The sequence below is a fragment of the Providencia rettgeri genome (assembly GCF_001874625.1).
Classification (GTDB): domain Bacteria; phylum Pseudomonadota; class Gammaproteobacteria; order Enterobacterales; family Enterobacteriaceae; genus Providencia; species Providencia huashanensis.
Map to the genome: position 1 here is coordinate 4,144,552 of NZ_CP017671.1, position 11,893 is coordinate 4,156,444.

General features: G+C 38.6%; 14 protein-coding genes and 1 tRNA gene. 9 read left to right on the top strand and 6 right to left on the bottom strand.

Going from position 1 to position 11,893, the window contains the following annotated elements; genetic code table 11:
• Positions 1 to 13 precede the first annotated feature (13 nt).
• Together RB151_RS19200 and RB151_RS19205 are read right to left on the bottom strand one after the other, a co-directional pair.
• Positions 14 to 307, bottom strand: coding sequence for a co-chaperone GroES (locus RB151_RS19200; protein ID WP_042846384.1), 294 nt, complete (start codon positions 305 to 307; stop codon positions 14 to 16).
• Between the two features lie 163 nt (positions 308 to 470).
• Positions 471 to 986 (bottom strand): FxsA family protein, encoded by a 516-nt coding sequence (locus tag RB151_RS19205; protein ID WP_048606085.1) that lies wholly within the window; start codon positions 984 to 986, stop codon positions 471 to 473.
• A 440-nt stretch (positions 987 to 1,426) separates the two neighbouring features.
• On the opposite strand from RB151_RS19205, the gene aspA reads away from it, so the two are divergent.
• The 6 genes from aspA (at position 1,427) to RB151_RS19235 (ending at position 6,715) form a co-directional block, all read left to right on the top strand.
• Positions 1,427 to 2,851 carry an aspartate ammonia-lyase gene (gene aspA / locus RB151_RS19210; protein WP_042846386.1) on the top strand — a complete coding sequence of 475 codons (1,425 nt, stop codon included), beginning with the start codon at positions 1,427 to 1,429 and terminating at the stop codon, positions 2,849 to 2,851.
• 144 nt (positions 2,852 to 2,995) lie between these two features.
• Positions 2,996 to 4,318, top strand: coding sequence for an anaerobic C4-dicarboxylate transporter (locus RB151_RS19215; protein WP_048606083.1), 1,323 nt, complete (start codon positions 2,996 to 2,998; stop codon positions 4,316 to 4,318).
• Positions 4,319 to 4,991: 673 nt separating this feature from the next.
• Positions 4,992 to 5,285 (top strand): helix-turn-helix domain-containing protein, encoded by a 294-nt coding sequence (locus tag RB151_RS19220; RefSeq protein ID WP_042846388.1) that lies wholly within the window; start codon positions 4,992 to 4,994, stop codon positions 5,283 to 5,285.
• A 273-nt stretch (positions 5,286 to 5,558) separates the two neighbouring features.
• Positions 5,559 to 6,131, top strand: a complete 573-nt coding sequence (gene dicD / locus RB151_RS19225) for a division control transcriptional repressor DicD (protein WP_409076827.1) — start codon at positions 5,559 to 5,561, stop codon at positions 6,129 to 6,131.
• A 126-nt stretch (positions 6,132 to 6,257) separates the two neighbouring features.
• Positions 6,258 to 6,333, top strand: a tRNA-Phe gene (locus tag RB151_RS19230).
• 130 nt (positions 6,334 to 6,463) lie between these two features.
• Positions 6,464 to 6,715: a DUF6538 domain-containing protein gene (locus tag RB151_RS19235; RefSeq protein WP_052219319.1), complete on the top strand. Its 252-nt coding sequence runs from the start codon at positions 6,464 to 6,466 to the stop codon at positions 6,713 to 6,715.
• A 31-nt stretch (positions 6,716 to 6,746) separates the two neighbouring features.
• On the opposite strand, the gene RB151_RS23910 is transcribed toward RB151_RS19235, so the two are convergent.
• On the bottom strand, positions 6,747 to 6,869 hold the full coding sequence (locus RB151_RS23910; RefSeq protein WP_257786029.1) for a hypothetical protein: 123 nt from the start codon (positions 6,867 to 6,869) through the stop codon (positions 6,747 to 6,749).
• Between the two features lie 302 nt (positions 6,870 to 7,171).
• Between RB151_RS23910 and RB151_RS19240 the strand changes: the two genes are divergently transcribed.
• The gene (locus RB151_RS19240; RefSeq protein WP_230233197.1) at positions 7,172 to 7,420 is read left to right on the top strand and encodes an MGMT family protein; all 249 of its coding nucleotides are present in this window, start codon (positions 7,172 to 7,174) and stop codon (positions 7,418 to 7,420) included.
• Between the two features lie 147 nt (positions 7,421 to 7,567).
• Here RB151_RS19240 and RB151_RS19245 read toward each other — a convergent pair whose 3' ends face one another.
• Positions 7,568 to 9,139, bottom strand: a complete 1,572-nt coding sequence (locus RB151_RS19245) for an AbgT family transporter (RefSeq protein ID WP_042845449.1) — start codon at positions 9,137 to 9,139, stop codon at positions 7,568 to 7,570.
• Positions 9,140 to 9,596: 457 nt separating this feature from the next.
• Here RB151_RS19245 and RB151_RS19250 point away from each other — a divergent pair, with 457 nt between their 5' ends.
• Both RB151_RS19250 and RB151_RS19255 read left to right on the top strand, forming a co-directional pair.
• Complete coding sequence (locus RB151_RS19250) at positions 9,597 to 9,977, top strand: DUF1992 domain-containing protein (protein ID WP_042845917.1); 381 nt, start codon at positions 9,597 to 9,599, stop codon at positions 9,975 to 9,977.
• 192 nt (positions 9,978 to 10,169) lie between these two features.
• Complete coding sequence (locus RB151_RS19255) at positions 10,170 to 10,577, top strand: DUF2628 domain-containing protein (protein WP_048606024.1); 408 nt, start codon at positions 10,170 to 10,172, stop codon at positions 10,575 to 10,577.
• 101 nt (positions 10,578 to 10,678) lie between these two features.
• On the opposite strand, the gene RB151_RS19260 is transcribed toward RB151_RS19255, so the two are convergent.
• Together RB151_RS19260 and RB151_RS19265 are read right to left on the bottom strand one after the other, a co-directional pair.
• Positions 10,679 to 11,380 carry an AraC family transcriptional regulator gene (locus tag RB151_RS19260; RefSeq protein ID WP_042845451.1) on the bottom strand — a complete coding sequence of 234 codons (702 nt, stop codon included), beginning with the start codon at positions 11,378 to 11,380 and terminating at the stop codon, positions 10,679 to 10,681.
• A gap of 177 nt (positions 11,381 to 11,557) precedes the next feature.
• Positions 11,558 to 11,893: a tRNA-binding protein gene (locus RB151_RS19265; RefSeq protein WP_042845453.1), complete on the bottom strand. Its 336-nt coding sequence runs from the start codon at positions 11,891 to 11,893 to the stop codon at positions 11,558 to 11,560.

Consider the following 11,893-nt stretch of genomic DNA (forward strand, 5'->3'; position numbering starts at 1 on the left):
TTTTAAGTGAAAATTACGCTTCAACAATTGCCAGAATGTCACTTTCAGACATGATCAGGACTTCTTCATTGTCGATTTTTTCAGCTTTCACACCATAACCGTCGTTAAAAATCACGATATCACCAACTTTCACATCCAGTGCTTTGATTTCACCATTTTCTAGGATGCGACCGTTGCCTACAGCAAGTACTTCACCACGAGTTGATTTAGCTGCAGCAGTACCAGTCAGAACGATCCCGCCAGCAGATTTTGATTCAACTTCTTTACGTTTAACGATAACACGGTCATGCAATGGACGAATTTTCATTAATAGTTCTCCTATAAATAAAGTCCACACTAGGTAAAAGGACGATACCAGTATGTCTCAAATAAACTAGTACCATGTTTGAGCAGATTGGGGCGAAACAGAGGGACTTCAAGGGGGGAGATAAAAAATTTTTCATTTTTATCTCCCTACAAAAAGAATGGATTTACGACTTGGGGCGGTCGTCTTTATCAGATGAGTCCGTTTTATCTGAGTTATCAATTGTAAAAGAAGGGTCATCTTGTTTACGTTGGAATTCCCCCTCAAAAGTGTCTCCATTTTGGTATTTCCCGCCCCCCGTTTGGCCAAAACCATTCCCCGGTTGATAAAAACGGATGTGAGGAATTAAACGCATTACAATGAGTTTTTGAATTGGCGGAAGTAACAACAATAAACCAATGAAGTCAGTAAAAAAGCCTGGAACGATAAGTAAAAAGCCAGCTAAAACCAACGCAACACTTTTGATCATTTCTGCTGCGGGACTTTCACCTGACACTAATTTTTGTTGGATTTGCAGTACATTTTTCATGCCTTGGTTCTTGACGAGTGAAACACCTAGACAAGAAGTTAGAACAACTAAAATTAAAGTCATTAATACGCCAACTTCGGACGCAACTCGCACAAAAATGACAGATTCAATGTAAACGAGAATACCTATCAGAATGAGTGGTAACCAGCGCACAAGTTCTCCTTTATTTCAATAAGCTATCAACTATTTTACGCCCCTTGGAAAACCTTTGTGAACTGTATCTAAGAGACAACTATCAATATTCGCTTTTTTCTTTAGTATAGCCATAATAATTGGGGCAGATATAACGCTTTTCAACTCACAGATTTTTCTCATTAATGATACTTATCTGTGATGAATGTCACACAACGTAAAATCTGTTGCATAAATCAAACTATATAGTGATCTAGGTTCAAGGCAGTACATGATTAAAAGCTTATCATCTACCCATAAATCAGTAGATCATAATGCTGACAACGTAGTAGTTGGTGTTAATCGCTTGTGAAGTTTTATTTCACAATATTAATCACCTGTGAATTTTGCTTTACGATATATTACTTTTTTTGCAAGCGCATAAACGGACAGTAAACTGTAATCTAATTAAGAAGGTTCTCATGTCAAACAATACTCGTATCGAAGAAGACCTGTTAGGTAAAAAAGAAGTTCCAGCTGATGCCTATTATGGTGTTCATACTCTGCGTGCGATTGAAAACTTTTATATCAGCGACCGCACTATTAACGATGTCCCAGAATTTATTCGAGGCATGGTTATGGTCAAAAAAGCGGCAGCTTTAGCCAATAAAGAACTGAAAACTATCCCACGTAATATCGCGGATACTATCATTAAAGCCTGTGATGTTGTATTAAATGAAGGCAAATGTATGGATCAGTTCCCTGTTGACGTATTCCAAGGTGGTGCGGGCACATCACTCAATATGAATACCAACGAAGTTCTGGCAAATATCGGTTTAGAGCTGATGGGCCATAAAAAAGGGGAATATGATTATTTAAACCCGAATGATCACCTTAATAAAAGCCAGTCAACTAACGATGCTTACCCTACAGGGTTCCGTATCGCAGTATATAACTCTGTACTGAAATTAATTGATTCTGTTGAATACCTGAAAAAAGGCTTTGAAGCTAAAGCTGAAGAATATAAAGACATTCTGAAAATGGGCCGTACCCAATTGCAGGATGCTGTTCCAATGACCGTCGGTCAAGAGTTCCATGCTTTCGCGACTCTTTTAAAAGAAGAAGAGAAAAATCTAAAACGTAGCATCGAATTACTGCTCGAAGTTAACTTAGGTGCAACTGCTATCGGTACTGGTCTGAATACCGCACCGGGCTATTCAGAAATAGCCGTTAAAAAATTAGCAGAGGTCACAGGCTTAGCTTGTGTACCAGCAGAAGACTTAATCGAAGCAACTTCAGACTGTGGTGCTTATATCACTGTACATGCAGGCCTAAAACGTCTGGCGATGAAACTGTCTAAGATTTGTAACGACTTACGTCTACTGTCTTCTGGGCCTCGTGCAGGTCTTAAAGAAATCAACTTACCTGAGTTACAAGCTGGTTCTTCTATCATGCCAGCAAAAGTTAACCCTGTTATCCCTGAAGTTGTTAACCAAGCTTGTTTCAAAGTCATCGGTAATGATATTTGCGTGACTATGGCTGCAGAAGCAGGTCAATTACAATTAAACGTAATGGAACCTGCAATCGGTCAAGCTATGTTCGAATCGATTTCCCTGATGAACAACGCCTGTCGTAATCTGCAAGAAAAATGCATTAGCGGCATTACAGTGAACAAAGAGATCTGTGAAGCGTTTGTATTTAACTCCATCGGTATCGTCACTTACCTGAACCCATTCATTGGTCACCATAATGGTGATATCGTCGGTAAGATTTGCGCAGAAACAGGTAAGAGCGTACGTGAAGTTGTTCTTGAACGTGGTTTACTAACAGAAGCTGAGCTGGATGATATTTTCTCTGTTGAGAACTTAAAACACCCTGCTTATAAAGCAAAACGTTTTGATGACTAAAAATTTATGTTTATCATAAATAATACTTAAAAATAAAGGCACGCCTCTCACCAGAAAGCGTGCCTTTTTTGATTCATACACACACAAAAAATTAACATAACAGTTTCATAATTTTAATTTTCATTTTGTCGAGGAGTAAACACTATGTTAGCCGTAGAATTTATTATTGTTCTGCTGGCCATCTTTTTGGGGGCCCGTTTAGGTGGGATAGGTATCGGCTTTGCCGGTGGCCTTGGGGTACTGGTACTCGCTGCAATTGGCGTGAAACCGGGTACGATTCCATTTGACGTTATCTCAATCATCATGGCTGTTATCGCCGCTATCTCAGCAATGCAAATTGCAGGGGGTTTAGATTACTTAGTTGCCCAAACAGAAAAATTACTGCGCCGCAACCCAAAATACATCACCATACTTGCCCCAATCGTCACCTATTTTCTGACCCTTTTTGCAGGAACTGGTAATATTTCTTTAGCGACATTACCTGTTATTGCAGAAGTCGCAAAAGAGCAAGGTGTTAAACCCTGTCGTCCACTTTCAACCGCGGTTGTTGCGGCACAGATTGGTATCACTGCATCACCAATTTCAGCCGCAGTGGTTTACATGGCATCAGTCATGGAAAACCCAGCAATGGTTGGCGCAGGAAATACTGTAAGTTACATCACGCTGCTGAGTATTTTATTACCGGCCACCTTCCTCGCTATCATTTTAATGTCATTCATCATTTCTTGGACATTTAATTCCAAGTTGTCTGATGACCCTATTTATCAAAAACGTTTAGCAGAAGGATTAGTCGAATTACGTGGAAGCCAAGTAAAAGAAATCAAAGCGGGTGCTAAATCTTCCGTCTTGTTATTTTTGTTTGGTGTTATCGGCGTTGTTTGTTATGCCATCATCAATAGCCCTAGCCTTGGTATTGTTGAAACACCATTAATGAACACCACTAACGCAATTTTAATTATCATGCTAACAGTGGCAACATTAATTACTGTACTATGCCGTGTAAACACCGATGCAATCTTGAATTCAAGTACCTTTAAAGCGGGTATGAGTGCATGTATTTGTATCTTAGGTGTGGCGTGGTTAGGTGATACTTTCGTACAGCACAACATTGACTGGATCAAAGCAACTGCAGGTGACTTAATCCACGAACATTCATGGATGTTAGCGGTAATTTTCTTCTTCTGCTCTGCACTACTTTATTCACAAGCTGCAACAGCAAAAGCACTGATGCCAATGGCATTAGCCTTGAATGTAAGCCCATTAACCGCTATTGCGTCATTCTCTGCGGTATCTGGTTTATTCATTCTACCAACTTACCCAACTCTGGTTGCTGCGGTACAAATGGATGACACAGGGACAACACGCATTGGCCGTTTCGTCTTTAACCACCCATTCTTCATCCCAGGCACTATTGGTGTTGCATTAGCCGTTTCATTCGGCTTCCTGTTTGGTGGTATGATCCTGTAGTTTTACTAATCATAATTAAATACACTTAAAACCCGTTGCGATTTGCGCGGGTTTTTTATATCTATACACAACAGTATGTTATTCTCTCTTATCAAAATAAAGTTACATACGTGACTATAAAAATAATAGGTCTCTTATAGGTTATCTATTATTTTTATTTAATATGTATAAAAATAATACCAATATACATATTTAAAGTGCATTACCCTCTTATTTTAGTCGTTAAAATAAAAACTAATTATAATAATTTTACTGGCGTTACATTTATATTAATACTCTCAATATAAGTGTAACAAACAATGACTGATTACATAAAATGATAAATAAAAAAGACATTTTTACGCTAATTTAGCCATAAAATTAAATGCTAAAAATAAAGAGAAAATAACAACAAATTGAAAATTAACCCCAAACAAATTAAAAATCACAAAACTAAACACCAACAAATCCATATCCCGCACTCATATATCGCGTATTGAATATAGAAATAACCTATTGAATCATTAAAACCAATTCGCCATAAATATTGGTAATAACTAATTAATCCTAGTTAAATAGACCGCGGAATTTATTACGATTACCTTTTATTAACCATCATCGTAATAGACGATAACAAAGAATATTTTTGATAATTAAATAGTGTACTATTTGTATCTATTTATTTGGAGGAGGAATGTTAAACGCTCAACGAAATGAAAATACTAATGTGACTATTTATATTGGAACATATTTAAAGCACCGCAGAAAAGCGGTTGGCTTAACGGGGGCGCAGTTAGCTTCCCGCTTAAATATTAGTCAACAGCAAGTTTCTCGTTATGAAAGAGGCAAAAATTCCATTACTATTCAAGGTCTTTTGGATATTTTACAAGCTCTTGAACTAAGAAAACACGATATAGATGATTTTATGAAAAATATTTTTCAGTTCTATTATATCGATGCTGCACTAGAAGCTAAGTTGATTAACTAATGTTTTAATATAAATTAAAAACAATCAGTCAATATCAGGGGGGTTCTCCCCCTCCTGTTGCCCACTTTTTCAGTTTATTTGCTCTCTTCTAATCGACTAAATCATTCCCCCTCATAAGCCCTAGCCATAACATGTGGGCGACTCACATTCTTAAGGCTGTATTATCTATTTTTCTCAATTGGTTGGGGGTAAAACAAACAGCTATAATTCAGAATTGAACATTGTTATGATGGGAGAAAATCAGACTTTACTGTGATGGAGTTAACAATGCCTATCCAACGTGACACTATTCTAAGTCATGCTTTAAACCAACTTGAAATCCAGGGTTTATCTGCATCCACAGAAAATTTACTGCATGAAATTGAATCTGATTTCTCTACTATACGCCAATTTTGGCCCGACGATGAAGCGCTTGTTTATGATTGCCTACGCTATCATGGTCAGCAAATTGAAGTGTGGCAGCGCCAAACACTCCTAGATGAATCATTAAATCCTCAGCAGAAGCTTATGGCCCGTTACCAGCAGTTATCCGAGAAAGTCCGTGAAGGGCGTTTCCCTGGCTGCTTGTTCATCTCTGCTTGTAATTATTACCCTGAATCAGAGCACCCTATTCACCAACTTAGCCGTCTGCAAAAAGAGAATTCCTTTAAATTTACCAAAGATTTGTTAGATGAGCTTGATATAGAGGACTCTGAGCTGGTTGCCAACCAAATGGAATTAGTACTAGAGGGTTGCTTGAACCGCTTGTTAGTTCAGCGAGATATTCAAGATGTTGAAATTGCTCAGCACTTATCCGAAGACATTTTAGCCATTGCTTTATGTCGTAAAAAAGGCGCCTTAAGTTAAAAAACCAACAACCGTTTATTAAACACACATCTTTTGCTGAAAAAGAAAACACTCAGTCGAAAAATATGTTTTTTTTATAAAAACTCATTGACGTAAACGGCTTAATACGGTTTAATGCGCCCCGTTGCCCGGATAGCTCAGTCGGTAGAGCAGGGGATTGAAAATCCCCGTGTCCTTGGTTCGATTCCGAGTCCGGGCACCACGCATTTATAACCCTCGCTTCGGCGGGGGTTTTTGCTTTCTATATCATCAACTTATTGGTTTGTCAGTGAATTCTATCTTTCACTTATCACCGTATCCGCTTCGCGGTGGTACAGAATGGTGGTACATTCATGAGTACGATGATACAGCCAACTAAGAACCGGCACGGGGTTTACACCCTCAGAATGGCAGTACCTGCCGAACTTAAAGACACCCTCGGAAAAGGTGAGCTTAAACGTTCACTAAAAACTAAAGATCTTGCAGAGGCAAAACGTAAAGCTCCAGCCATTACTGCCTTAATGCGTTGTTCAGGCGTTTGTTGTTCAGAAGATTGGGTCATAACTGAACCTCTACAAAGAGTATTAAGGGTACCGCCCAACTAATTTAACCTACCATGCTTACAGTAGAGCAACCTTATACGTCATAGTGCTCTTGGACTTGTTTATACTTCATTTCGCCTTTTTCAACTTGGTCAACAACCTGCAATTTAAAGACAAGGGAATAATCGCGTTGAGTTCGTTTATTGATTGTTTTCATTACGTTATCCAATTTTAGATTGGAAAAGTGTCTACTTTATTTAGGATGGGTCATCTGTTATAAATATAAAGGAATGATATTAGTTATTTTTTTAATTAGAAATACAATAAAAAATAAACACTCGATTAATCACCAGCTTTGTTAGTTTAAAATTTAACATAGGATTAATCACCCCCGTTAAATTACGTCCACACAACTGAAACCCAACACTCATCGTAATTGAGACCATAACCATGAACAATGCGCCATCTTTTCGAGACATCATTTATAGCCTCATAGGAAGCATCCCTAAAGGTAGGGTCGTGACTTACGGAACGCTGGCGAAAATGGCGGGTTACCCAGCCCATGTACGCCAAGTTTGCCAAGCAATTCGAACCATTCCGGCGGGCAGTACTTTACCTTGCCACCGTATCATTAATGGTCAGGGGAAATTATCCGTTAAGGGCGAGTGCTATCTGCGCCATAAACAAGCACTGATAGATGAAGGTATTATTTTTGGTTTGAACGATAAGATAAAATTGAAAGACTATTTATGGGAAGGGCTTGATTAATTCCTAAACAAAAACCTACACGCTGAAATTCACATCCTCCTCACCATAAATTGACTGCACTGGCTAAGCCAAACGCGTATTGTAGCCTATCGCTTAAAAGTAAAAAGGTATAACCCTCTTTAAGACAGGTTATACCTAATAAAAAGACTAACTACCCGGAGTAAAATAAATTGGAGAGCCCGGTCCGACTGGAATACCTAATACAAATACCCAGACAATGAAGAATATTGACCATCCGATAAAAAAGATAATAGAGTATGGCAACATCATTGAAACCAATGTCCCTATACCTGCATCCTTTTTATATTTCACGACAATCGCCATAATCAACCCAAAATAGCTCATCATTGGGGTGATAATATTAGTGACTGAGTCCCCAATACGATATGCCGCTTGGATAGTTTCTGGCGCATAACCCGCCAACATCAACATCGGTACGAAGATAGGCGCAGTAACAGCCCATTGAGCGGATGCAGAGCCAATCATTAAGTTAATAAATGCACAGATAAGAATAAAGCCAATAAATAGAACACCACCGTGAAGGTCGATACTATTTAAGAAGTTAGCACCTTTAACCGCAATAACTTGACCAATGTTTGTCCAGCCAAAGAAAGCGACGAATTGTGCTGCAAAGAAAATAATAACAAGGTATAAACCAAGTGTACTCATTGCCCCTGCCATTGCGTCAACAATATCCTTATCTGAGCGCATGGTTTTGGCAATATAGCCGTACACAATCCCTGGAACCGCGAAGAAAACAAAAATAAAGACCACAATTCCTTTCAAGAAAGGAGAGTTACTAACTAACCCAGTATCTTGGTTACGTAATATTCCGTTTTCTGGTACTACCATTAACGCCAGAATCGCCGCCAATCCCCAAAAAGTCACAGAGGCCCAAAATAATGCTTTTTTCTCTAGTGGGGTGACATTTGCCGAAGCATAGAGGCTATTTTCATCCTCATCAACCGCACCACCGGTATAGGGACCGAGTTGCGGCTCAACAATTTTTTCAGTGATTAAATAACCTAAAATAGTAATTAAAAACGTACTGGCAAACATAAAGTACCAGTTTGCTTCTGCACCCACGATATACGTTGGGTCAATGATTTGTGCAGCCTGCTGAGTGATACCAGAAAGTAACGGGTCAACTGTACCCAATAATAAGTTTGCTGAATAGCCGCCTGAAACCCCAGCAAATGCAGCAGCAAGACCCGCTAAAGGGTGACGACCTAATGAATGGAAAATAATGGCAGCCAGTGGAATAAGAACCACATAGCCCAACTCTGCAGCGGTGTTTGACATGATCCCGGCAAACACAATCGCCATAGTGGTTAATTTTCGTGGAGCTTTGGTCACAACTAAGCGCATAGCAGCAGATAGTAAGCCTGCCCGTTCTGCAATCCCAACCCCTAATAGTGCGACAAGCACCGTCCCTAATGGTGCAAACCCTGTAAAGTTTGTGACAACATTGGCAATAATTTTTCGGATCCCTTCGGCATCCAATAGACTCACAATGTGAATAATACCATCTTCCGCGCGCCCTTTTGCGCCTTCTGGACGAGGATCAACCACACTGACACCAAAGTACTGACCAATTGCTGAAGAAACTAATAAAATGGCAATCAAAATAATAAATAAAATAACGGGATGTGGTAAAGCATTACCTAACCACTCTACCGTTCGCAAAAAACGGCTTCCCTCTTGCTTTTTTTGTTCCATATTTTCTCCTTATAAACAAGAAAAACGGACATTACACAATGTTTTTCTTTTTTGCTATTTACAAATAGATAATTGCAAATCAACAAAATTTATACAAATTAGACATAAGATTCATAAAAATCAGGAGTGCAATCACTTAATCAGCCATTAAAACTATTAATTTAATTAAACTAGAGATATAACACCAAAGAAAGCCTCGTAAATTAATTTCTATAAATGTGCTCAACATAACAATTTACACATTATTAATAACCATTTTTCATCATTTATCACTAAATATATATCAATTTTTAGCAGTTTTATTTTATATAAATAGTTAAACCTCCATTTATCAATACTCGATAAAACCTTATTGATTATTCGTAATAACAACGCTAATGAAGCATAATATACCAGCCTTCATTCAGCGAATATGAAAGGCTATAATGGTATAAAATCAATTTTCGGGGTCACTATTATGTCAGTTATCGATCTTTGGGCTGAACGCCATATTCAAGAAGCGTTAAACAAAGGTGAACTATCGAGTTTAAAGGGAGAAGGTCAGCCGTTGCAGCTTGAAGATGATAGTTTGGTTCCACCAGAGCTTAAGGCTGGGTATCGGCTCTTGAAAAATTCGGGGTATTTACCCCCAGAATTACAGCAAAGAAAAGATGCTCTGACATTAAGTAATATGTTGCAAAGTCTTTCAACCGACGACCCCAATTATTCAAGCATTAGCAAACAACTTGCTTTACTTGAATTAAAACTTAGACAAGCCAATGTAAATACTGACTTCTTGCACGGTAATTACTCAAACTCTATTTCTGAGAAAATAACCAATAATTCAGAAACAAAGTAACTTTACGTAAATAGATTAGTAAATAGCCACTAGCCTTTTATCTTCTTAATATCTTTTCTATTTATAGCTTCTGCATACTGTATTAAGAAAGCTCTGCAATAGTCATATTAAGACTATTTCCCACTGTTTTTATATAAACATATAAGTATTATCAATCCCTATTTTATATTATATATCAACAAGGAATGGGAAATGGAACAAAAACAATACTCTAATAAATGGCAAAAACGTTTCGACTTTTTTGAAAAGTATGGCTCACCGAGTACACCTGAATTTAAAACTGCATTAAAAGCAGCGTCCTTTGGCGAGCGCCTTTTAATTAACATGAATTTTTTTGCTTTTTTCTTCGGTATTATTTACTTCCTAATATTAGGGCTTTGGAAGAAAGGTCTGGTGATGCTTGGTATTTCTATAGCGATAGGCCTTGTCTTAAATATTATTGATTTTATGGTAGGTGGAACTATCCCTAATGGTGCTTATACTGGGTTATCGGTAGGTATTTCAGTGATGTGGGCGATGGTTGCTAACTATGCTTACTATATTAAAGAAACTAAAGGGCTAGATGGTTGGAACCCATTCGAAGGGATACGCATGGTATAGCGGCAGAAAAATAAAATGGCGGCTTAAAAGTAGCTAATTTTTATCATCGTGTTGTGATAATTCGATTTCTAAATAGTTAACCTAAGCCGCTGAGTCGTAACCTACCGTAAGTGAAATTTCTGTATACGATATTCATTCGGCGTTTTACCATAAAATTTACGAAATGCATGACTAAATGCGGAATGTGAATCATAGCCGACTGTTAATGCGATTTGTTCTATCGGAATATTTGTTAGCAATAAGCTCCCCGCAGCTTCCATCCGTTTATGTAATAAAAACTGCATCGCCGTTAATTGTGTTTCAGCCTTTATTTTGCGTTGGAGCGTACTTATCGACATACAAAAAGCTGTCGCCATATCTTCACAGCTAATAGGGTGATGTAAGCGTAGTTCAACCCACTGAGAAACTTCATCAATCCATTTATTTTCAGGCTTTAGTTGAGCCAATAATAAGCGGGCAACCGTAAAATTATGTTCAGGTGCTTGCGGGAAACTTTGCAACCAATTCAAAAGACCGACAGCGGCAGGAGTCAAAGTGAACTGCGTCATTTTCTCACTCAATGCCCACTGAGCTGTGGCGGGCATTTCTAATACATAATTTTGATTGCCGACTTGCCCACTAAAAGCGTGATTAACACTTGGCGGGATCACTACCCCATTGCCTGCATTAAGTAAAAAATGTTGGCGATGCATATTGATTTCCATTTGCCCAGATAACGACAAAACGACTTGCCACTGCCCATCATGTTGATGAGAAATGACTTCGTCTGAATATTGGCGAAAATGAAGTTCAGGCAATAGCAAAAGGTCACACTCCTACTGATACAGATGATAGTAGTATAACCTTTTTACTGATAAATAGCAGCGATGGCGCCGACTATGCTAGGCGGCAAGCAAACGAGCCCCTAGGGGCATACAAAAGTATGTAACTAGGGCGAGTGAGCGAAGCCAACAACACGATAATACAAAGAATGATGAGCATTATGCTAAAAGCGCACCATTCGGTAGAGGCAGGTTAAATTCTGCAAGAACAATCGCCCCTGTTTCATCCGGTGCACCCGTGATTAATACCTCGGATTTGATCCCTGCTATCCGTTTCACCTCAAAATTACAGACACATAGCACCTGCTTACCAATCAAATCTTCTGGTGTATAGTTGACGGTAATTTGTGCGCTGGAACGTTTAATTCCCAACTCGCCTAAATCCACGTCCATTACGTAAGCTGGCTTTTTAGCTTTACTATTCACTTCGGCACGAATAATCGTACCGACTCGCATTTCTACCCGAGTAAAATCATCCCACTCAATAATTTGCAT